Below are 22,409 nucleotides of genomic sequence, written 5' to 3'. Positions count from 1 at the left end.
ATTGGCAAACCGCGCGTTTTTATTCGTATCCGTCATGATCATTCTCCTATTTAACAGATAGCCCCCGGGGTCTCTATGACGATATCAAATGCGTTTTCAGCCCCACTTCAAACATCCGGCTCCACGGCAAAAATACATCATCGATGCTGACGCGGTAAGTTTCATCATTAATATACTGTTCCACGAAACGCTCCAACTCTTCCCTGACAACGCCGGCAGCCACGCCGCGCGGTCCGTCGACCGAAAAATAATCCATCCCGAGCCCGGGCAGCTTATGCTCTTTGACGTGCTGCCGTACAAAGGCGCAGTAGCCGGCATCCTCGGTATAGCGCAGGGACAGGAAATCGAGATGAGCCCGGCTTGGCCCGTAATGACGGTAAATCATGCCCTGGGCGATGCAGGTGCCAAGCGTATTGGAACTGGTGTTCCAGCCCGCGTAGCCCGCCACTCGAAACAGCAGCTTCTTCTCCCGTAGCGACCGGATCAGTTCAAGATCCGCCCCGTTGGCAAAAGCCACGTCCGCGATCACGCACGGTTTATTGAACCGGCCGATGAGATAATCCGCGGTTTCGATCAACTCGGCCGTGTTTCGCATCACGTTATAGCCCGCGTTGGGATGATGCTGCGACGCGCTTTCCATCATCGTTTCCCCCGGAGCATTGATAAATAGGGCGATATCCGCTTCGCTCATGCTGGAGCACAGCAACCCGCCGGCCGCCAGCACATGGTACTTTACGCTCTCGAACAGCAGGCGGTCCTCGTACAAAGGAATCACAAACGGCCCTTGGACGCTGGAAAACCGCGGATATACGAGGGGAACGGCTTGCTTAAACCGGTTGATCATGCGGGCAAGCAGCGTGCAGCCCGCCTCATCGGCGCCCGGATACATGTATACCTTCAGGGAAACGCCAAGCTCTTTGACGGTATCCCGAACCTTCTGCTGATCCAAAGCGGTCCATCCGAACGGGGCGGCATCATCCTGCGGAATGACAAGGAAATCGATGACGCCCTCCTTCGCCAATTCCACGGCGCAGCGGTTGAGCTCGGCGTTAACCGCCCGCCGCTGCAAATAATCGCTCAACACACCGGCGGGCAGTTGCGCGTCGATTTGCTTTTTCTCCAACTTCTCGGCCTCCGTGGCGAGGCCAAGCTGCAACCGGTGGCCAATGTATCCCCGGCGGAAAATTTCCCGGCCCCATTCCCCGTAATAGTCAGGTTCTTCGTCGCTGCTGGAATACTGCGGGCAGCGCATGATCAGATTCATCGCGTAAACCTGCAGCCCGGGAACGACCTCCTTCAATTTTCTTAATTGGCCGAGCCTGTGTTGGCATTCCTCGAACGGCAGCCGGTGCAGCCGGGAAGGCACGATTCCCCCGTACACCAAGGTGTCCAATGACAAAATCGCACCGTCCGCCCCTCGCGCCTCCCGCAGCAGCCAATCCCATAACCCCTCGGTATCGGCCGGCCGTTTTTTGTTTCCCAAGAGCTCCACGGGAGGCGTCACCACCATAAAATCCGTTCCGGCGGCCAGCGCCGGGGGAAAATACAAATTGCACGGCCGTTCGTCCAAAGGCACATAAACGATTTTGATCATGATCAGGCATCTCCTCCAGCCATGGTTTGAAGGCAAGGAATCCTTTTATCCTTTAAGCGCTCCCGACATACCCTCGATGAAATAACGTTGAGTCAGCAGAAAAACGGCGATGATCGGAAGCACGGAAATCATCGTGCCGGCGGCAATCCAGCCGAAGTTGTAGGCGAATTGCCCGTTGAGATAGGTCAAAGCCGCCGCCAGCGGATATTTGGACGGATCGTTCAAAATGACGATCGGCCACAGGAAGTTGTTCCAGAACGCCATCATCTCCAGCAAAGCGATAACCGCGAGGCCGGGCTTCACCAAAGGCAGCATCAACTGCCAAAAAATCCGGAACTCGGAGGCCCCGTCCATTTTCCCGGAATCCCGCATATCCGCCGGAACGGACATAAAGGTCTGCCGCATCAGAAAAATGTTAAACACCGACACCGCCGCGGGCAATACGACGCCAACGTAGCTGTCCCCCAGACGGAAAGCCTGAATCGTCAGATAATGAACGATCATCGCCGTCGAGGAAGGAATGATCATCGTCGAAATCAGCAGGCCGAACACCAGATTTCGCCCTTTGAAGCGGAAGGCGGCCAGCGGATAGGCGGTCATGCTGGACAAGACGACATTCGCGGCAATCCCCAGCGCGGTAATAACGACCGTATTCATCATATATTTGGGAAAGTCCATGAATTTCCACACACCCGCGTAATTGGCAAAGTCGATAAAGCTCGGGAAAATGGCCGGCGGCACCGAAAACACGTTTTTGCCGGGCATCAGCGACACGCTGAGCAGCCAAAGAAACGGTCCCATCATAAATAACGCCAGCGCCGCCAGCAGGACGTAAATGATTGCGTACCGGATGACCGTTCCCGGCCGAAATGCCCTTTTCGGGATAGACGGTTTGATCATCAATATGGATTGACGCCTCCCTTCCGGTTGACATAGAAGATCAAGACGCTGAGAACCCCGATGATCATGCTGACGATCAACCCCAGCGCCGAAGCGTAACCGAAGTTAAACTGTTCCAGCCCTTTTTGAAAAATATAAACACTCGACGTCAAGGTCGCCGTGCCGGGGCCGCCTTTGGTCAGAATATACACCTCATCAAACACGCGGATCGCCGCCATCAGGGAAATCAAACTGCAAAACAGAATATGCGGCCGGAGCAGCGGCAAAGTAATCCGGTAGATGGCTCGCAACACGCCGGCTCCGTCGACTTTGGCCGCCTCGTATAGTTCCGCGGGAATCCCCTGCAGCCCGGCAAGGTACAACACCATGTAATACCCTAAGCCTTTCCACATCGTAATGAACATAAGCACAAAAAGTGCCGTGCTGCTGTCCGCCAACCAGGAAATCTGTTCGCTGATGATGCCAAGCCGGATCAGGATGTAATTGACGACCCCGTTGTTGCTGAGCAGCCAGCTCCAAATCAGCGCCACGGCCACCATCGAGGTGACGACCGGAATATAGTATGCCGTCCGAAAAGCCTTCACCCCGGGAAGGCGGCTGTTCACCAGCACGGCCATCAGGATCGAGGCGATTTGGATGAACGGAACGATCAACACGTATTTCACCGAATTCCACAGCGAGATCAGAAAATTCCGGTCCTGAAAAGCGGCCGCATAATTGTCCAGGCCCACGTACTTCGTTTCGGCAATAACGGAATAATCGGTAAATGACAGCGGTATTCCGTAAAGGATCGGCCAAAACACGAATATTCCGATCAGAAGCAGTCCGGGCGTCATAAACGTCCAGGCGGTCCAGGTCTCCGAATGACTCCATTTCTTCAAGGCGTTTCACCCCCTATCCCGCAAATCCATCAGACTCTACTTTTTTAGGATTGTATTGACTTCCCTTTCTACGCTATCCAGCGTTTTCTTGATATCCTGGCCGTTCAGGAGCACTTCCTGCAGCCCCCGGCCCAATGCGGCATTGATGTCCGTCGCGCTGGGCACGCCGACCATAAAGTCCGTCGCTTTATCCAGGCTTTGCGCGGAAGCGATTTTGGCCTGCGCCTCCAGTGTGTTGTCCGATTCGGTAAAAAAGGGATCTTTGATCGATGCTTTGGTGGAGGGCAAAGTATTGGCCAATTTGGCAAAAGAGGTTTGATTTTCGGCATTCGTTACGAAAACCGCAAACTTGACGGCTTCTTCCGTATGTTTGGAAGCCTTCGGCACCACGACGTTCATCGAGTTGGAAAGCCGCAGGTTGGCTTTGCCCGTGGGCAGCGGGACGGCTACGGTATTTTTGTACACGTCGGGGGCGGATGTTTTCAGGAAGTTGATAAAGGTAGGACCGGCCAACTCAAATGCCACCTGCTCGGCGGAATAATACTGAATCTGCTTGTCAAATTTCGCATCATCCTTGATGATCACGCCTTCCTCCATCAACTGCCGCAAATTTTGCAGCATCGCTTCCGCCTCCGGCGTGTTAAAGGCGGCGGCCGTTTTATCTTCGTTGACGAACGGAATGCCGTCGATCGCAAACAGTTTGGAGATCAGCTGGATGGCGTAGCCGTTTTTGCCGGTTTTCGCTTTGATTTGCCGTGCCCAGTCGGCCAGCTCCTCGCGGCTTTGCGGCGGCTTGCTCGGGTCCAAGCCCGCTTCCTTTAGCAGCTTCGTGTTCATGAACAGCACTTCGGTTCCGGTATACCAAGGCAAGGCATAAGCGTGACCGTCGAGAACGGTAGAACTAAATATCCCTTCAAAATAAGCGGCTTTTTCCTCCGGAGTAAGATACTCTTCCAAATCGGCGAGCGCGCCTTTGCTGCCGATTTGGCTGGCAAATTCCGTATTCAGGTTTACCACGTCCGGGCTTTTGCCGCTGGCGATGCTGGTCAGCAGCTTTTGCGATACGGTGTCAAACGGGAAGTCCTGCCAATCGATGGTGACGTGGGGGTTTTCTTTTTCATAGCGTGAGATCAATTCATGAAAGTAGTCGTTAAACGTGGGCTGCAAAGCGATGGTCCAGAACTGGAGCGTGACGGGTTCCTTGGCTTGATCCCCTTCGGAACCGCCAGCCTTCTGAGGTGTGTTCGCCGCAGCCCCTTGACTAGGTTCGGGTCCGCCGCCGCACCCGGCGAGCAAACCGGCGATCCATGCCGTAAGCAGCAGAAGGAGCGGAGCTTTCAGCATCGTTTTTGTCATGGACAACATCCTTTCAAGCTTTTGAACCATATATATTCAGCGGCTCGAAAATTATTTCCGCAATGCCTGGAAATTCCGGCGGATAATTTCTGCTAACTTACAAGCGATGGCACAAAAAAAGGGCCCCTCCCCGGTAAACCGGGAAGAAGCCCTTTTCGGTTAAAGCCGCTTAAAAGCGCCTTATTATTTGTTGATGGATACTACAGCGCCGGATCCAACTGTACGGCCGCCTTCGCGAATGGAGAAGCGAGTTCCTTCTTCGATCGCGATCGGGGAGATCAGTTGAACCGTAACTTCGATGTTGTCGCCAGGCATAACCATTTCAGTACCTTCCGGCAGGTTGATAACACCTGTTACGTCCGTTGTACGGAAATAGAATTGCGGACGGTAGCCAGTGAAGAAAGGCTTATGACGTCCACCTTCTTCTTTCGTCAATACGTATACTTGAGCGGTAAACTCAGTATGCGGATTAACGGAAGCCGGTTTAGCCAATACTTGACCGCGTTCGATTTCTTTACGGTCAACACCGCGAAGCAATGCGCCGATGTTGTCGCCCGCTTCAGCGGAATCCAGCAATTTACGGAACATTTCAACGCCGGTAACGACGGACTTTTTCGTTTCTTCGTGGATACCCACGATTTCGATTTCGTCGCCGACTTTAACCGTACCGCGTTCTACACGGCCCGTAGCAACGGTACCGCGGCCAGTGATCGAGAATACGTCCTCGACAGGCATCAAGAACGGTTTGTCGATTGGACGTTCCGGAAGCGGAATGTACTCGTCGATAACTTCGAACATTTCAACGATTTTTTGAGCCCATTCGCCATCAGGATTTTGCAGAGCTTCACGAGCGGAACCGCGGATGATCGGAGTGTCGTCGCCAGGGAACTCGTATTCGTTCAGCAGGTCGCGAACTTCCATTTCAACCAGTTCAAGCAACTCTTCGTCTTCAACCATGTCGCATTTGTTCAGGAATACGACGATGTAAGGAACGCCTACGTTACGGGACAGCAGGATGTGTTCGCGAGTTTGCGGCATTGGGCCGTCAGCTGCGGATACAACCAGGATCGCGCCGTCCATTTGAGCTGCGCCGGTGATCATGTTTTTAACATAGTCGGCGTGCCCTGGGCAGTCAACGTGTGCATAGTGGCGGTTCGGAGTTTCATACTCAACGTGTGCCGTCGAGATTGTGATACCGCGTTCGCGTTCTTCCGGAGCTTTGTCGATTTGGTCGAAAGCTACGGCAGCACCGCCGTATTTTTTGGACAATACAGTCGTGATGGCTGCAGTCAGAGTTGTTTTACCATGGTCGACGTGACCAATCGTACCGATATTAACGTGCGGTTTTGTACGTTCGTATTTAGCCTTTGCCATTTTAAACAGTTCCTCCTTAAAATATGGATTGTTATGTTTGACCGACCGGAAGATGAATTCTTCCGATCAGCAAGTACAACTAATTATTCTCCGCCCTTGTTCTTGGACACAATTTCTTCGGCGATATTTCTAGGAACTTCTTCGTAATGGGAAAGTTCCATCGAGAATACGCCGCGTCCTTGCGTACCGGAGCGAAGCGTGGTCGAGTAACCGAACATTTCGGAAAGAGGCACTTTGGCACGGATAATTTGCGCGCCGCCACGGGAATCCATACCTTCGATCCGACCACGGCGGGAGTTCAGCATACCCATTACATCACCCATGTACTCTTCCGGAACAGTTACTTCAACTTTCATAATCGGCTCAAGCAGAACCGGATTACATTTGTCCTTGGCCGCTTTGAGCGCCATGGAACCGGCGATTTTAAACGCCATTTCACTGGAGTCGACATCGTGGTAGGAACCGTCGACGATCGTCGCCTTCACGTCCACTACCGGGAAGCCGGCAAGAACACCGTTCTGCATCGCTTCTTCGATACCTTGCTGTGCAGGACCGATATATTCTCTCGGTACGGCGCCGCCGACGATTTTGCTGTCGAATTGGTTGCCTGTACCTGGCTCCAGCGGTTCGAATTCAACCCAGACGTGACCGTATTGACCGCGGCCGCCGGACTGACGTACGAATTTGCCTTCAACGCGCGCTGGCGTTCTGAACGTTTCGCGGTAAGCAACTTGCGGTTTACCCACGTTCGTCTCAACTTTGAATTCACGGCGCATCCGGTCGATGATGATATCGAGGTGAAGCTCACCCATACCTTTAAGGATCGTTTGGCCGGTTTCTTCATCCGTATAAGCGCGAAGCGTCGGGTCTTCTTCCGTCAGCTTGCCAAGAGCAACGCCCAATTTATCTTGGTCGGCTTTTGTCTTAGGCTCAACGGCGATCTCGATAACCGGATCCGGAAAGTTCATCGACTCAAGAATAACCGGGCTCTTCTCATCACACAGTGTATCACCCGTGCCCGTATCTTTCAAACCTACGGCCGCCGCAATGTCACCAGCGTATACTTCGTTGATCTCTTGACGGTGGTTTGCGTGCATTTGCAGGATACGGCCGATCCGTTCGCGTTTGCCTTTAGTCGCGTTCAGCACGTAAGAACCGGATTGCAAAATACCGGAGTATACGCGGAAGAACGTCAGCTTACCCACGTACGGGTCGGTCATGATTTTAAATGCCAGCGCCGCGAACGGTTCTTCGTCGGAAGAATGGCGTTCCACTTCCGTACCGTCTTCCAAGTGACCTTGAATGTTCGGTACATCAACCGGTGCAGGCAGATAATCGATAACGGCGTCCAGCATCAGCTGAATCCCTTTGTTCCGATAGGAAGATCCGCAAACGACCGGGAAAATTTTCACTTCGCAAACGCCTTTGCGCAGTGCGGCTTTCAGTTCTTCAACGGTGATTTCCTCGCCTTCGAGGTATTTCATCGTCAAGTCTTCATCCAGCTCGGCAACTTTCTCGACCAGTTCCGCGCGGAGTTCTTCTACTTTATCGGCAAGATCCGCAGGGATCTCGGCCTCTTCGATGTTTTGACCCAAATCGTCTTTATAGATGTAGGCTTTCTTCGTGATGATGTCGATGATCCCGACAAAATCATTTTCCGCACCGATCGGCAGTTGAATAGCAACTGCGTTCGCTTGCAGACGATCGCGCATATCATTTACAACGTTCAGGTAGTCCGCACCGATAATATCCATTTTGTTGACGTAGGCGATCCGCGGAACGCCGTAACGGTCAGCTTGTCTCCAGACGGTTTCGGACTGAGGCTCAACGCCTTCTTTTGCACTGAATACCCCTACAGCCCCGTCCAATACACGAAGGGAACGTTCGACTTCAACGGTGAAGTCGACGTGTCCCGGGGTATCAATGATATTTACGCGGTGACCTTTCCATTGAGCGGTGGTCGCAGCGGACGTAATCGTGATTCCGCGCTCCTGCTCCTGCTCCATCCAGTCCATCGTTGCAGCACCCTCGTGAACTTCCCCGATTTTGTGCGTACGGCCTGTGTAGAACAAGATCCGTTCCGTCGTGGTTGTCTTACCGGCGTCAATATGCGCCATGATCCCGATGTTACGTGTATTTTTCAAGGAGAACTCTCTTGCCATGAATCTGTCTCCCTTCAAAATAGAAGTTTTGAATTACGAGCGAAATCCTACCAGCGGTAGTGTGCGAACGCTTTGTTCGCTTCCGCCATTTTGTGCGTGTCTTCGCGTTTCTTCACGGAAGCGCCTGTGTTGTTGGATGCGTCGATAATCTCGGCAGCCAAACGCTCCTCCATCGTTTTCTCACCGCGGGTGCGAGAGTAGTTTACGAGCCAACGTAATCCCAGGGATGTACGTCTTTCCGGCTTAACTTCGATCGGAACCTGGTAGTTCGCACCACCGACACGGCGAGCTTTAACTTCCAGTACAGGCATGATGTTCTTGAGCGCTGCTTCAAATACTTCCATCGGGTCGTTCCCCGTGCGTTCTTGAATGATGTTGAACGCGTTGTAAAGAATGCTTTGAGCAACACCGCGTTTACCGTCGATCATGATGCGGTTGATCAAGCGGGTAACCAGCTTGCTGTTATACACCGGATCCGGCAACACGTCTCTTTTGGCAACTGGACCTTTGCGTGGCATATAGTTATCCCCCTTTCAGCAATAATTCAAACCTAATAGCGGTAGTTCAAAAAAGTCATCTTCGGATCACGCAGATATACATAGAAGGGTATTCGGCATCGAATTTTGAATTCAGCCGGACCTTCCGTTGCTCACGTAGATCTGTCTACGCTCCGCTACTCAGTCCCTAGCTTCATCCAACCTTCTCGGTGCTCCAAACCTAACTTTTTGAACCTCCATTGAAACAGTAGTTCAAAAAAGTCATCTTCGGATCACGTAGATATACATAGAAGGGTATTCGGCATCGAATTTTGAATTCAGCCGGGCCTTCCGTTGCTCACGTAGATCTGTCTACGCTCCGCTCCTTTCGTCCCTAGCTTCATCCAACCTTCTCGGTGCTGAAAAGCCGACTTTTTGAACTTCATTGAGACGGTAGTTCAAAAAGTCATAACCTGACTTTTTGAACACTCATCTATAGCGATTAATCTTAGGATTTTTTCGCTTTCGGACGTTTTGCGCCGTATTTGGAACGGGCTTGCATCCGGTTGTTAACTCCAGCGGTATCCAAAGCTCCGCGTACGATATGATAACGTACACCTGGGAGGTCTTTGACCCGGCCGCCGCGAATCAGCACCACGCTGTGCTCTTGCAGGTTATGTCCGATCCCCGGAATATAAGCCGTCACCTCTACACGGTTCGTCAAGCGAACACGGGCATATTTACGAAGCGCGGAGTTCGGTTTTTTCGGAGTCATCGTACCTACACGAGTGCAGACGCCGCGTTTTTGCGGAGAGCTCAAATCGGTAGCCTCGCGTTTCAGAGCGTTAAACCCTCTTTGCAGCGCTGGCGATTTGGATTTGTACACCTTCTCTTGGCGTCCTTTGCGTACTAATTGGTTAATTGTTGGCATGTTGTTGCCACCCCCTTCCTCAGAATTCATATTGCTTTACAAACCGTTTACTTAAGCCCACAGACCCAGGCGGTTCATAAAAGAGCAAAGGAAATGTTTTTGCCGGCGAGCTTTCGCTCGAATGCAAAAACATTTCGATCAGCTATGGTTTTACAATCGCCGCCATCGCCGCGCCCACTTCAATCCCGCAGGCTTTGCCAAGAGCCGCCATCGTGTCCACAAGAGTGACCTTGACGCCGCGCTCATTGCATAAGGCGATGATTTTCGATGTAAGACGTGGATCTGCATTTTCAGCCACATAAACTTCCACGGCGCGTCCTAGCTCTACCATTCGCATGGTTTGCTTGGTGCCGATTTTCACTGGTGCGTCCCGAAGTCCTTTATCATTAGACATCCTAAACGTCCTCCAAAGCACAGGGTATCCGTACTCACGCACTATGATATAGTAGCACTCCGGTATAGGCGATGTCAAGCATATATTTGTCGTTCCTCAGCTTCAAAAGAATAAACGCCGATGCGTCCCGGCAGGTAATCAGACCGCCCGGGGCCGCATCGGCGCAGCTCTTCAAATCACTTATTCAACGGAAACAGGCTCAAGGCTTTCCTCGCTCGTCTCGTCCAGCTCAGATTCCTCAAACTGGAGGCTGCGGTAACGGTTCATGCCGGTGCCGGCCGGAATCAGCTTCCCGATAATGACGTTTTCCTTCAGGCCGAGCAGCTTATCGACTTTGCCTTTGATGGCAGCGTCGGTAAGCACGCGCGTCGTTTCCTGGAAGGAAGCGGCCGACAGGAAGGAATCCGTTTCGAGCGACGCTTTCGTAATCCCGAGCAGAACCGGTTTGGCCACAGCGGGCTCTTGGCCGGACAAGATGGCTTCCTTGTTCGCCATTTCGTACTCGTGCAGATCGACGAAAGAGCCCGGCAGAAGCGGCGTATCGCCGGAATCGACGATCCGGATTTTACGCAGCATCTGGCGGATCATAACCTCGACGTGCTTGTCGTTGATTTCTACGCCCTGGTTGCGGTATACGCGCTGAACTTCCTGCAAAATGTAGTTCTGTACGCCGCGAATCCCTTTGATGCGCAAAATTTCTTTCGGGTCGATGGAACCGTCGGTCAGTTCGTCCCCAGCCTCGATTTGGTCGCCTTCGCTTACGCGCAGACGGGAACCGTAGGTGACGGAGTAGACCTTCGTTTCCGCTTCGCCTTGTACCTCGATTTCGCGGCGGTCCTTCGCTTCGCGGATTTCCTTGATCACGCCGTCGATTTCACTGATCGTGGCTTGACCTTTCGGATTCCGGGCTTCAAACAGTTCCTGAATCCGCGGCAAACCTTGGGTAATGTCGTCGCCCGCAACGCCCCCGGTATGGAACGTACGCATGGTGAGCTGGGTTCCCGGTTCGCCGATCGACTGAGCGGCGATAATGCCGACAGCTTCGCCGATCTCCACGTGTTTGCCGGTGGCCAGGTTGCGGCCGTAGCACTTTTTGCAGACGCCATGACGGGCACGGCAGCTGAGCACGGAACGGATTTGCAGCTTCGTGATTCCTGCGTCCACGATTTCATGCGCTTTGTCGGAATCGATCAGCTCGTTCCGGTGAATGATGATCTCGCCGGTTTCCGGATGCCGTACCGTTTCGAACGAGTAACGGCCTTCGATCCGGTCGTACAGATTTTCGATAACCTCTTTGCCGTCCTGAATCACGCCGACGGTAAAGCCTTTATCCGTACCGCAATCTTCCTCGCGCACGATAACGTCCTGAGCCACGTCGACGAGACGGCGGGTCAAATAACCGGAGTCCGCCGTCCGCAGCGCGGTATCGGCCAGACCTTTCCGCGCGCCGTGCGTCGAAATGAAGTATTCCAGGACCGTGAGGCCTTCGCGGAAGTTCGATTTGATCGGAAGTTCGATGATGCGGCCGGCCGGGTTGGCCATGAGGCCCCGCATACCGCCCAGCTGGGTGATCTGCGATTTGTTCCCCCGCGCCTTGGAATCGACCATCATCATGATGGAGTTGTAGCGGTCCATCGACTTCATTAGGATATCGGTAATTTGATCCTTACACTTGGACCAGATATCGATAACGCGGTCGTACCGCTCTTCGTTCGTGATTAGACCGCGGCGGTATTGATTGGTGACAACCCGTACTTTCTCCTCGGATTCGCGCAGAATGTCCTGCTTTTCCTGCGGAACGATAACGTCCGCCACCGCAATACTTACGCCGGCACGTGTGGAGTAAGTAAAGCCGGTTTGCTTGATTCTGTCCAGAATGACGGAAGTTTCCGTCGTTTGGTAGATTTCGAAGCAGCGTCCGATAATTTCCCCGAGGTATTCTTTGCCGACCCCGCCCGCTTGCGGCGCATTCATGATCCGCTCCACGATGTCCACGCCTTTTTCATGGATAAAATATTTATCCGGCGTTCCTTGGAACAAGTTCACGCGGGTCGGTTCATTAATGTACGGGAAGCTGGCCGGGAAAATTTCATTAAAAATGATTTTACCGACCGTAGTGATCAGCAAAGCGTTTTGCTGCGCTTCCGTAAAGCTCGTTTTGCCCAAAGCTTTCGCCGGGATAGCCACCCGCGCATGCAGGGAAGCCGTTCCCCGTTGATAAGCGGATACCGCTTCGTTGACCGAGGACAAAATCATGCCGGAGCCTTGAGCGTCCTTGTTGTCCATCGTCAGATAGTAGGAGCCCAGAACCATGTCCTGCGAAGGCGTAACGACCGGCTTGCCGTCTTTCGGGTTCAGAATGTTGCCGGAAGCCAGCATCAGAATGCGCGCTTCCGCTTGGGCTTCCGCCGACAACGGCACGTGCACGGCCATCTGGTCGCCGTCGAAGTCGGCGTTGTAAGCCGTACATACCAACGGGTGAAGACGGATGGCGCGTCCTTCGACAAGAATCGGTTCAAACGCCTGAATACCGAGACGGTGAAGCGTAGGAGCACGGTTCAGCAGAACCGGATGTTCCTTAATAACCTCTTCGAGCACATCCCAAACTTCGGGGCTTACGCGTTCGACTTTGCGCTTTGCGCTCTTGATGTTGTGCGCCAGGCCTTTGTTGACCAGCTCTTTCATCACGAAAGGCTTAAACAGCTCCAGCGCCATTTCTTTCGGCAGGCCGCATTGATACATTTTCAAATACGGTCCTACAACGATAACGGAACGTCCGGAGTAGTCGACGCGTTTCCCGAGCAGGTTTTGCCGGAAACGGCCTTGTTTCCCTTTCAGCATATGGCTCAAGGATTTAAGCGGACGGTTGCCCGGGCCCGTTACCGGGCGGCCGCGGCGGCCGTTGTCGATCAAGGCGTCCACCGCTTCCTGCAGCATCCGTTTTTCGTTTTGCACAATGATATCGGGCGCGCCGAGATCAAGCAGCCGTTTCAAACGGTTGTTCCGGTTGATGACGCGGCGGTACAGATCGTTCAGGTCAGACGTGGCGAAACGTCCGCCGTCGAGTTGAACCATCGGACGGAGTTCCGGCGGAATGACCGGAAGCACGTCGAGGATCATCCACTCCGGCTCGTTGCCGGAGCTCTTGAACGCTTCGATCACTTCAAGCCGTTTGATCGCCCGGTTGCGGCGCTGGCCTTGTGCCGTGCGCAGCTCTTCTTTCAAAAATTCGAGCTCTTTGTCGATATCGAGATCCTGAAGCAGCTTCTTCACCGCTTCCGCACCCATGCCGGCTTGGAAACCGTAACCGTATTTCTCGCGATAGCTGCGGTATTCCTTCTCGGACAAAAGCTGCTTTTTCTCCAGCGGTGTTTCACCCGGATCCGTCACGACATAAGATGCAAAATAAATGATCTCTTCCAGCGAACGCGGCGACATGTCAAGCGCAAGGCCCATGCGGCTCGGAATCCCTTTGAAGTACCAAATGTGGGACACCGGAGCGGCCAGCTCGATATGGCCCATCCGCTCGCGGCGCACTTTTGCTCTCGTCACTTCGACGCCGCAGCGGTCGCAGACTACGCCTTTGTAGCGAACTCTCTTATATTTACCGCAATGACATTCCCAGTCTTTGGTCGGGCCGAAAATCTTCTCGCAGAACAGCCCTTCCTTTTCCGGTTTCAACGTGCGGTAGTTGATCGTTTCCGGTTTCTTCACTTCTCCGCGGGACCAAGAACGAATTTTGTCTGGGGAAGCAAGCCCAATTTTCATAAACTCGAAGTTGTTGACGTCCAACAAGGAGCATCCCTCCTTAACCTAGTCCTGATATTGACTATCTACGCTCTATTCTACTCCGACTTCCGAACCTTCCAGGTTGAGGCTGAGCTTATCGCCGGAGGCATCTTCCTCGTCGTCGATTTCCTTCATCTCGATCTCTTCTTCGTTTTCGGTCAGGATCTTGACGTCCATCCCCAAGCTTTGCAGTTCTTTGATCAGAACCTTAAACGATTCCGGAACACCCGGTTCAGGCACGTTTTCGCCCTTCACGATGGATTCGTACGTCTTCACGCGGCCGACCACGTCGTCCGATTTGACGGTGAGAATTTCCTGCAGCGTATAAGCGGCGCCGTAAGCTTCCAGCGCCCACACTTCCATCTCCCCGAAACGCTGTCCGCCGAACTGCGCTTTACCGCCGAGCGGCTGCTGCGTAACGAGCGAGTACGGCCCGGTGGAGCGGGCGTGGATTTTATCGTCAACCATGTGCGCCAGCTTGATCATGTGCATGACGCCGACGGTAACTTCCCGTTCGAACGGTTCGCCCGTGCGGCCGTCGTACAGCATCGTTTTACCGTTGCGCTGCATGCCGGCTTCTTCCATCGTGTCGAACACGTCCTCTTCGTTCGCGCCGTCGAATACCGGAGTAGCGACGTGGATGCCCATTTGCAGGGCGGCCATGCCGAGGTGGATTTCCAGCACCTGTCCGATGTTCATCCGCGAAGGCACGCCGAGCGGGTTAAGCACGACTTGTACCGGCGTTCCGTCCGGCATAAACGGCATATCCTCTTCCGGCAAAATGCGGGCTACGACCCCTTTGTTGCCGTGGCGTCCGGCCATTTTGTCACCTTCGGAAATTTTCCGTTTTTGCGCGATGTAGACGCGGACAAGCTGATTTACGCCCGGCGGCAGCTCGTCGCCGTTATCGCGGGTGAACACCTTGACATCAACGACGATCCCGTCGGTACCATGCGGCACGCGCAGCGACGTATCGCGGACTTCGCGCGCCTTCTCGCCGAAGATCGCATGCAGCAGGCGCTCTTCCGCCGTCAGTTCGGTCACGCCCTTCGGCGTTACTTTGCCGACGAGGATGTCGCCGGCGGCGATCTCCGCCCCGACGCGGATAATGCCGCGTTCGTCGAGATTGCGCAGCGCCTCTTCCCCTACGTTCGGAATATCGCGGGTAATTTCTTCCGGTCCGAGCTTGGTGTCGCGGGCTTCGGATTCATATTCCTCGATATGGATCGAGGTGTACACGTCTTCCTTCACCAGCTTCTCGCTCAGCAGGATCGCATCCTCGTAGTTGTAACCTTCCCAAGTCATGAAGGCCACGACCACGTTGCGGCCAAGCGCCAATTCGCCCATTTCCGTCGACGGACCGTCGGCGAGGATGTCGCCTTTCTTGACGATATCGCCGCGTTTGACGATCGGACGCTGGTTGATGCAGGTCCCTTGGTTGGAACGCATGAATTTGTGCAGCTTATATTTGACGATGTCGCCTTTGACTTCCTTGCCGTCCACCACTTCGACGCGGCGCAGCCAAATTTCGTTGGCGGCCGAGCGTTCGATGAAGCCGTCGTATTTCGAGACGATGCAGACGCCGGAGTCCTTGGCTGCTTTGTGTTCCATGCCGGTTCCGACGAGCGGAGCCTTCGGAATGAGCAACGGCACCGCCTGACGCTGCATGTTCGATCCCATGAGGGCGCGGTTGGAGTCGTCGTTCTCCAGGAACGGAATGAGCGCCGTCGCCACGGATACGACCTGTTTCGGCGAAATGTCCATGTAATCGACCCGGTTGCTCGGCATCGTCAAAATGTTGTCGGACTGCTTGTTGTACCGGACGATAACAAACTCATCCTCAAACTTGTTGTCTTCGGTCAGCTTCGCGTTCGCCTGGGCGATGACGTAGTTGTCTTCCTCGTCCGCCGTCAGGTAAGCCACCTGGTCGGTAACCGTGCCGGTCTTCGGATCGACCCAGCGGTATGGCGCTTCGATAAAGCCGTATTCGTTGATCCGCGCAAACGTGGACAGCGAGTTGATCAGACCGATGTTCGGACCTTCCGGCGTTTCGATCGGACACATCCGGCCGTAGTGGGACGGGTGAACGTCGCGCACTTCCATGCCGGCGCGTTCCCGGGTCAAACCGCCCGGACCGAGCGCGGACAAACGGCGTTTGTGCGTAAGCTCCGCAAGCGGATTCGTCTGGTCCATAAACTGCGACAACTGCGAGCTGCCGAAGAACTCCTTGATCGAAGCGATCACGGGACGGATGTTAATCAGCGCCTGCGGCGTAATCACGTTGGCGTCTTGGATCGACATTCTTTCGCGAACGACGCGTTCCATCCGGGACAAGCCGATCCGGAACTGGTTCTGCAAGAGTTCGCCCACGGAGCGCAGACGGCGGTTGCCGAGATGGTCGATATCGTCCGTGCTGCCGATGCCGTGCAACAAATTGATAAAATAGCTGATCGAAGAAATAATATCAGCAGGGGTGATATGCTTCACCGATTTATCGATGTTGCGGTTGGCGATGACCTTCACTACTTTGCCGTCTTCGATCGGCGAGAACACATCGATCGTCTGCAGAGGGATATCCTCCGAATCCAGCACGCCGCCCGTCACATGGTAATTCCGGAAGCCGACGCTGTCTTCCAAATGAGGAAGAATCTCATCCAGCAAACGGCGGTCCACCATCTGACCGGCTTCGGCGATGATTTCGCCCGTAACCGTATCGATCAACGTCTCGGCGAGGCGCTGGTTGAACAAACGGTTTTTGATGTGCAGCTTTTTATTGATTTTGTAACGGCCGACATTGGCCAGATCGTAACGTTTAGGGTCAAAGAAGCGCGCCACGAGCAAGCTCTTCGCGTTTTCAAGCGTCGGCGGCTCGCCCGGACGAAGACGTTCATAGATTTCGATCAGCGCTTTTTCCGTCGAATCCGTATTGTCTTTGTCAAGGGTGTTGCGGATATATTCGTCGTTGCCCAGCAAATCCAAAATTTCGGCATCCGTGCCGAAGCCAAGCGCACGAAGCAGCACGGTGACAGGGATTTTGCGGGTACGGTCGATCCGCACGTAAATAATATCCTTCGCATCCGTCTCCAGCTCGAGCCAGGCTCCGCGGTTCGGAATAACGGTTGCGGTGTACATCTTTTTGCCGTTCTTATCCACTTTTGTGCTGAAATAGACGCTAGGAGAGCGAACCAACTGGCTGACAATAACCCGTTCCGCACCATTGATAATGAATGTGCCGGTTTCGGTCATCAGCGGGAAATCTCCCATGAATACTTCCTGCTCTTTGACTTCCCCGGTTTCCTTGTTAATGAGCCGGACTTTAACCCGCAGCGGCGCCGCATACGTTACGTCGCGTTCCTTCGCGTCATCCACCGTGTACTTCGGTTCGCCCAGGCTGTAATCGATGAACTCCAACACCAAATTTCCGGTGAAATCCTGGATTGGCGAGATATCCTGGAACATTTCCCGCAGGCCTTCTTCCAAGAACCACTCGTAGGATTTCTGTTGGATTTCGATCAGGTTCGGAACTTCGAGTATCTCGTTAATTCGCGCATAACTGCGCCGAGTGCGTCGACCATATTGAACAAGATGTCCTGCCAACTTAAACTCACCCCTCAATGTCTACTCACTTAAAAATTCATTGCGAACCCGTGTTTGTACCCTTATAATAGGACCATACGGATTCATCCACAAATAAAGAAAAGCCCTTATCGAATGCCTTCGAAAAAAGAGCATCATTTATCCGTGTCTATCTGCCCTGATGACCCCGTATTCAATAGTTTGCCCAAAATGTGCATATTATACGTAAAACAGCCGATTTTTATGCGTGATTTACGCATAACTATTGACACTTTCGGCAACTAAAGCCACGGAGGGCATCCTAATGCTGACATTTTATAATAATAACATAGCGAATTTGTCAAGTCAACTATCGATTAGCAGGCCTCAATTTATGAGGTTTATGCTTTGACCGCTTTATAGATTCGGTATCCCTTATCTTTGGTAACTTCCTCTACCTGCGCAAAAAGCGACTCCAGCTTTGCCTTAGCCGACGGGGCGCCCTGTTTCTTCTGGATCACGATCCACAATGCGCCGCCGGACTCCAACCGTTCATAAGCCCCCTCAAAAATCGCATGCACGATGCTTTTGCCGGCGCGAATCGGCGGATTGGTCAGCACCACATCAAACTTTTGGTCCTTCAAGGCCGCAAACAAATCGCTTTCCAGAATCGTTACATTGCTCACTTGGTTTAGCTCCGCGTTTTCCCGGGCCAAATCCACGGCTCTTGCATTGACGTCGATCATCGTCACATGCCCCCGGCCGGCCAGCTTCGCCGCCGCAAGCCCGATCGGTCCGTAGCCGCAGCCCACGTCGAGAACTTTGGCATCCTGCGGAATTTCCATTGCTTCAATCAGGGTACGGCTGCCGAAGTCCACGCCGCCTTTGGCGAACACCCCCGCATCGCTTACAAAACGGAAAGTCTGCCCCCGCAGCGTTGCGTCCCACACTTTGCGGTCATGCTCAGCCGTTGGGTTGCTGGAATAGTAGTGATCCGACATCGATACCGTCCTCCGTTACATCGATTAATTCGTTCCCGGCTAACGCCTGCCTTACTATTTTAGCCGATTCATCCGCCGTTAAGCCAGCACGGCTCTTTTGTATTGCGCTGAGAACACTTAGAAAAATCAGACTGCCTAACCGAGAACTCCCCCTCCCCAAAAAATAGGTGCAAAAAATGTCATTATTTTCGCGATATCAGCCCATTTAAGAGAAGTAAGGGGAATTTATGCCGCTATTCTCTCCAGTCACAAGGAAATGGCCACATTCTGAACCATTCATTGGAAAAATAAGTACACAAAGTGCCGCTAATGGAGAGAAAATGCTGGGGCTTCGTATAATAGGTACATAAAGTTCCGCTATTTCGAAGGCCGACAGTCGATCGCAGCCAGTAGGGGCTCGGCAGCAGCTTTAACAGCAAAGCAAACCCCTTGAATCGGGTTCAAGGGGTTTGCCTGAGATGAAGAGACGATTATTTTACTTCTACAGTTGCGCCTGCTTCTTCCAATTTTGCTTTGATGCCGTCTGCTTCTTCTTTGCCCACTTTTTCTTTCAGCGGCTTCGGAGCGTTGTCTACCAGGTCTTTGGCTTCTTTCAAGCCGAGGCCCGTGATTTCGCGAACCACTTTGATAACGTTGATTTTGGATGCGCCAGCGTTAGTCAGGATCACGTCGAATTCAGTTTGTTCAGCAGCTTCGGCACCGCCGCCGCCGCCACCTGCTACAACTACCGGAGCTGCTGCAGTTACGCCAAATTCTTCTTCGATTGCTTTTACAAGATCGTTCAGTTCAAGAACGGTCATACCTTTAATCTCTTCCAAGATGGATTCTTTACTCATGGTTGAACCTCCATTATTTTAATAGTTTATGGGTTGTGGTACTTCAAATCACGAACTGCCGAAGAGGCTTAAGCGGTTGCGCCGCCCTCTTCTTTCTCGGCAACGGCTTTGACCGCGAGCGCGAAGTTGCGCATCGGAGCCTGCAGCACGCTGAGGAGCATGGAAAGGAGACCTTCGCGGGACGGAAGATCCGCCAGCGCTTTGATTTGGTCGACGCCAACTACACGGCCTTCAACCACGCCACCCTTCACTTTCAATGCATCGTTCTTTTTGGCGAAATCGCTCAAAATTTTTGCCGGAGCTACTGCGTCTTCCGTACTGAAAGCGATGGCCGTTGGACCGGTCAGCACTTCGTCCAGTTCAGAAAGTTCCGCAGCGGCGGTTGCGCGGCGAACGAGCGTATTCTTCAGCACTTGGAATTCCACGCCGGCTTCGCGAAGCTGTTTGCGGAGTTCGGTAACTTGTGCAACATTCAATCCGCGATAGTCCGCCACGACGGTCGTTGCGCTTTCGCGCAGCTTCGCAGTCAACGCGTCAACCGCTTCTTGTTTCGCTTGAATGACTTTTGCGTTTGCCAAACTGTACACCTCCTATTAGAATTGCATGAGCCTTTCACACCATTAAAAAGGCCTCCGTAGAATCACGAAGGCTTGAATGAAGCATTTCACGCGGAAAACCCGCATGAAATTACGTTCTATCAGAACACCTCGGTAGGAAATTAAGCCTTGCGGCACCTACTGTCTACGGTAAGCATATTCACATGTCAGTCTCACATCAAAACAACCATTTCAGTATACCAGCGGATTCACTTTGTTGTCAATCCGTATTGCCGTCGGGGCACTGGTATTATCTGTAAGATGCTGTATTAACGCGAGCGCTCGGGCCCATGGTCGAAGAAATCGCGATATTTTTCAAGTAAACGCCCTTGGCCGCAGCCGGTTTAGCCCGGTTCAACGCGTCAATAAGAGCTTTCAGGTTTTCGTTCAGTTGTTCAGCACCGAAAGAAACCTTCCCGATTGGCGCATGGATTTGACCTGCTTTATCCAGACGGTACTCGATTTTACCTGCTTTGATTTCTTGAACGGCTTTCGCTACGTCAAACGTAACGGTACCTGCTTTCGGGTTAGGCATAAGGCCTTTACCGCCGAGCAGACGGCCGAGTTTACCAACTTCGCTCATCATGTCCGGCGTAGCTACGCAGACATCGAATTCGAACCAGCCTTGTTGGATTTTGTTGATCATGTCTTGATCGCCTACATAATCAGCTCCGGCAGCTTCCGCTTCCTTCGCTTTGTCGCCTTTGGCGAATACCAGTACGCGTTGGGTTTTGCCTGTGCCGTGAGGCAGGACAACCACACCGCGAACGGCTTGGTCTTGTTTACGAGGGTCTACGCCCAAACGAACCGCTGCTTCGACGGTTTCGTCGAATTTGGCAGTCGCCGCCTTCTTCACCAGTTCAACGGCTTCCAAAGGCTCGTAAGTCGCTTCGCTGTCGATCAGCTTAGCGGCTTCCAGGTATTTCTTACCGTGTTTAGCCATGAATTCGTCCTCCTTTGTGGTATTAGCGGAATATCCTCCCACTTGGGATGAATTTTATAAATATGCTTCGATCATTTATAAAACTCCATCCGTGGATCCAAACTTAGTCTTGGATCGTGATGCCCATGCTGCGGGCCGTACCTTCAACCATGCGCATAGCCGCTTCGACGGACGCTGCGTTCAGGTCGGGCATTTTTTGCTCCGCGATTTGACGAACGGTGTCGCGCTTCACGGTAGCCACTTTCTTCTTGTTCGGTTCGCCGGAACCCTTCTCGATCTTCGCTGCGACGCGAAGCAGAACGGCTGCCGGAGGAGTTTTGGTGATGAAAGTAAAAGAACGGTCTTCAAACACCGAAATTTCAACCGGAATGATCAAACCTGCTTGATCGGCGGTACGTGCGTTAAATTCCTTACAGAATGCCATGATGTTGACACCCGCTTGACCCAACGCCGGACCTACCGGAGGTGCAGGGTTCGCTTTACCCGCAGGAATTTGCAGTTTTACCACTTTAATAACTTTTTTCGCCATGTAAAACACCTCCTTGCCCTAATAGTGGTAGACGGAACACAGTTCCTCCCACTTTGAAACCCTAAGAAACCTTTAGAAGTAGTTCAAAAAAAACATCTTTTGAACACTTAATTATATCTTCTCCACCTGAGTGTAATCCAGCTCAAGCGGGGTTTCTCTGCCGAACATGTTGACGTGAACCTTCAGCTTGCTCTTGTCCGTTAAAATCTCTTCAATCGAGCCGACAAAATTAGCAAACGGGCCAACTTTGATGCGTACGGATTCTTTGAGTTCGAACTCGATCACCGGCTTCGGCTCTTCCATGCCCATATGATGCAGGATCTGCTCCACTTCTTCTGGAAGCAGCGGAGTAGGTTTGGAACCGGAACCCGTGGAGCCGACAAATCCCGTGACACCCGGCGTGTTGCGGACAACGTACCAGGAATCGTCGGTTTGGATCATTTCCACCAAGACATACCCCGGGTAAACTTTGCGCATGACGGTTTTCTTCTTGCCGTCTTTGTTCACCACTTCTTCTTCCATCGGAACAAGTACGCGGAATATCTTGTCTTCCATGCCCATGGACTCGACACGCTTCTCCAAATTGGCTTTGACCTTGTTCTCATACCCGGAATAGGTATGAACGACATACCATCTTTTTTCCATATCAAGCCACCTAGGGACCCTTCTTAAATTATCGCTTCGATCACAGCAGAAATGCCGATGTCCAGAACCCAAAAATAAATCGCCACAACGACAATTGTACCGAGCACAATCAGCGTATAATTAGTCAGCTCTTTACGATTAGGCCAGCGAACCTTTTTAAGCTCAGCCCAGCTCTCAGAGAAAAAAGAAAAAAACGACTTGAAACTGCGTTTCATGCGCGACTACACCTCCAAAGGCTATCTGGTTTCGCGATGAAGAACTTGCTCGTTGCAAAACTTACAAAATTTCTTCATCTCCATGCGGTCGGGGTGGTTACGCTTGTTTTTCGTTGTCGTGTAGTTTCTTTGTTTACAGTTCGTACAAGCCAACGTAATTATTACCCGCATGATGTGCACCTCCCGAAGACATTCTTATGAGCGTCTCTATATTGACCTAAAATTCGGCATT

General features: G+C 52.7%; 19 protein-coding genes and 1 other annotated feature. All 19 genes read right to left on the bottom strand.

The window, feature by feature from the left end; genetic code table 11:
- Window positions 1–73: 73 nt before the first annotated feature.
- The 19 genes from DYE26_RS27475 to rpmG all read right to left on the bottom strand — a co-directional run bounded on the left by DYE26_RS27475 (window position 74) and on the right by rpmG (window position 22,348).
- Window positions 74–1,594, bottom strand: coding sequence for a DUF4127 family protein (locus DYE26_RS27475; RefSeq protein ID WP_036619508.1), 1,521 nt, complete (start codon window positions 1,592–1,594; stop codon window positions 74–76).
- Between the two features lie 45 nt (window positions 1,595–1,639).
- On the bottom strand, window positions 1,640–2,494 hold the full coding sequence (locus tag DYE26_RS27470; RefSeq protein ID WP_036619506.1) for a carbohydrate ABC transporter permease: 855 nt from the start codon (window positions 2,492–2,494) through the stop codon (window positions 1,640–1,642).
- Window positions 2,494–3,375, bottom strand: a complete 882-nt coding sequence (locus DYE26_RS27465) for a carbohydrate ABC transporter permease (protein WP_036619504.1) — start codon at window positions 3,373–3,375, stop codon at window positions 2,494–2,496. The genes DYE26_RS27470 and DYE26_RS27465 overlap by 1 nt, the downstream gene beginning before the upstream one ends.
- Before the next feature lie 36 nt (window positions 3,376–3,411).
- Window positions 3,412–4,731 carry an ABC transporter substrate-binding protein gene (locus tag DYE26_RS27460; RefSeq protein WP_082207654.1) on the bottom strand — a complete coding sequence of 440 codons (1,320 nt, stop codon included), beginning with the start codon at window positions 4,729–4,731 and terminating at the stop codon, window positions 3,412–3,414.
- A gap of 183 nt (window positions 4,732–4,914) precedes the next feature.
- Window positions 4,915–6,105, bottom strand: coding sequence for an elongation factor Tu (gene tuf / locus DYE26_RS27455; protein ID WP_036619502.1), 1,191 nt, complete (start codon window positions 6,103–6,105; stop codon window positions 4,915–4,917).
- Between the two features lie 83 nt (window positions 6,106–6,188).
- Window positions 6,189–8,267: an elongation factor G gene (fusA, locus tag DYE26_RS27450; protein WP_036619500.1), complete on the bottom strand. Its 2,079-nt coding sequence runs from the start codon at window positions 8,265–8,267 to the stop codon at window positions 6,189–6,191.
- Between the two features lie 47 nt (window positions 8,268–8,314).
- On the bottom strand, window positions 8,315–8,785 hold the full coding sequence (gene rpsG / locus DYE26_RS27445; protein ID WP_036619498.1) for a 30S ribosomal protein S7: 471 nt from the start codon (window positions 8,783–8,785) through the stop codon (window positions 8,315–8,317).
- A gap of 466 nt (window positions 8,786–9,251) precedes the next feature.
- Window positions 9,252–9,674: a 30S ribosomal protein S12 gene (gene rpsL, locus DYE26_RS27440; protein ID WP_036619497.1), complete on the bottom strand. Its 423-nt coding sequence runs from the start codon at window positions 9,672–9,674 to the stop codon at window positions 9,252–9,254.
- A gap of 142 nt (window positions 9,675–9,816) precedes the next feature.
- Window positions 9,817–10,068, bottom strand: a complete 252-nt coding sequence (locus tag DYE26_RS27435) for a ribosomal L7Ae/L30e/S12e/Gadd45 family protein (protein ID WP_036619496.1) — start codon at window positions 10,066–10,068, stop codon at window positions 9,817–9,819.
- A 180-nt stretch (window positions 10,069–10,248) separates the two neighbouring features.
- Entirely contained in the window at window positions 10,249–13,863 is a 3,615-nt protein-coding gene (rpoC, locus tag DYE26_RS27430) for a DNA-directed RNA polymerase subunit beta' (protein WP_036619494.1), read from the bottom strand.
- 45 nt (window positions 13,864–13,908) lie between these two features.
- A complete protein-coding gene (gene rpoB, locus DYE26_RS27425; RefSeq protein ID WP_036619492.1) occupies window positions 13,909–17,454 on the bottom strand; it encodes a DNA-directed RNA polymerase subunit beta in 3,546 nt (1,181 codons plus the stop codon).
- 359 nt (window positions 17,455–17,813) lie between these two features.
- Entirely contained in the window at window positions 17,814–18,413 is a 600-nt protein-coding gene (locus tag DYE26_RS27420) for a class I SAM-dependent methyltransferase (RefSeq protein WP_036619491.1), read from the bottom strand.
- 470 nt (window positions 18,414–18,883) lie between these two features.
- Window positions 18,884–19,249: a 50S ribosomal protein L7/L12 gene (rplL, locus tag DYE26_RS27415; RefSeq protein ID WP_036619490.1), complete on the bottom strand. Its 366-nt coding sequence runs from the start codon at window positions 19,247–19,249 to the stop codon at window positions 18,884–18,886.
- A 68-nt stretch (window positions 19,250–19,317) separates the two neighbouring features.
- Window positions 19,318–19,827 (bottom strand): 50S ribosomal protein L10, encoded by a 510-nt coding sequence (rplJ, locus tag DYE26_RS27410; RefSeq protein WP_036619489.1) that lies wholly within the window; start codon window positions 19,825–19,827, stop codon window positions 19,318–19,320.
- A 35-nt stretch (window positions 19,828–19,862) separates the two neighbouring features.
- Window positions 19,863–20,014, bottom strand: a sequence feature (ribosomal protein L10 leader region).
- Between the two features lie 81 nt (window positions 20,015–20,095).
- Window positions 20,096–20,788, bottom strand: coding sequence for a 50S ribosomal protein L1 (gene rplA / locus DYE26_RS27405; RefSeq protein ID WP_036619488.1), 693 nt, complete (start codon window positions 20,786–20,788; stop codon window positions 20,096–20,098).
- A 103-nt stretch (window positions 20,789–20,891) separates the two neighbouring features.
- On the bottom strand, window positions 20,892–21,317 hold the full coding sequence (gene rplK, locus DYE26_RS27400; RefSeq protein ID WP_016310704.1) for a 50S ribosomal protein L11: 426 nt from the start codon (window positions 21,315–21,317) through the stop codon (window positions 20,892–20,894).
- Window positions 21,318–21,428: 111 nt separating this feature from the next.
- Window positions 21,429–21,962 (bottom strand): transcription termination/antitermination protein NusG, encoded by a 534-nt coding sequence (nusG, locus tag DYE26_RS27395; RefSeq protein WP_036619487.1) that lies wholly within the window; start codon window positions 21,960–21,962, stop codon window positions 21,429–21,431.
- A 23-nt stretch (window positions 21,963–21,985) separates the two neighbouring features.
- The gene (gene secE / locus DYE26_RS27390; RefSeq protein ID WP_036619486.1) at window positions 21,986–22,177 is read right to left on the bottom strand and encodes a preprotein translocase subunit SecE; all 192 of its coding nucleotides are present in this window, start codon (window positions 22,175–22,177) and stop codon (window positions 21,986–21,988) included.
- A gap of 21 nt (window positions 22,178–22,198) precedes the next feature.
- Window positions 22,199–22,348: a 50S ribosomal protein L33 gene (gene rpmG, locus DYE26_RS27385; RefSeq protein WP_082207653.1), complete on the bottom strand. Its 150-nt coding sequence runs from the start codon at window positions 22,346–22,348 to the stop codon at window positions 22,199–22,201.
- Window positions 22,349–22,409 lie beyond the last annotated feature (61 nt).

Origin of the sequence: Paenibacillus macerans, assembly GCF_900454495.1 — a bacterium.
Classification (GTDB): domain Bacteria; phylum Bacillota; class Bacilli; order Paenibacillales; family Paenibacillaceae; genus Fontibacillus; species Fontibacillus macerans.
The sequence above is the reverse complement of the archived record's forward strand: the minus strand, read 5'-3'. Positions and strand labels throughout refer to the sequence as shown.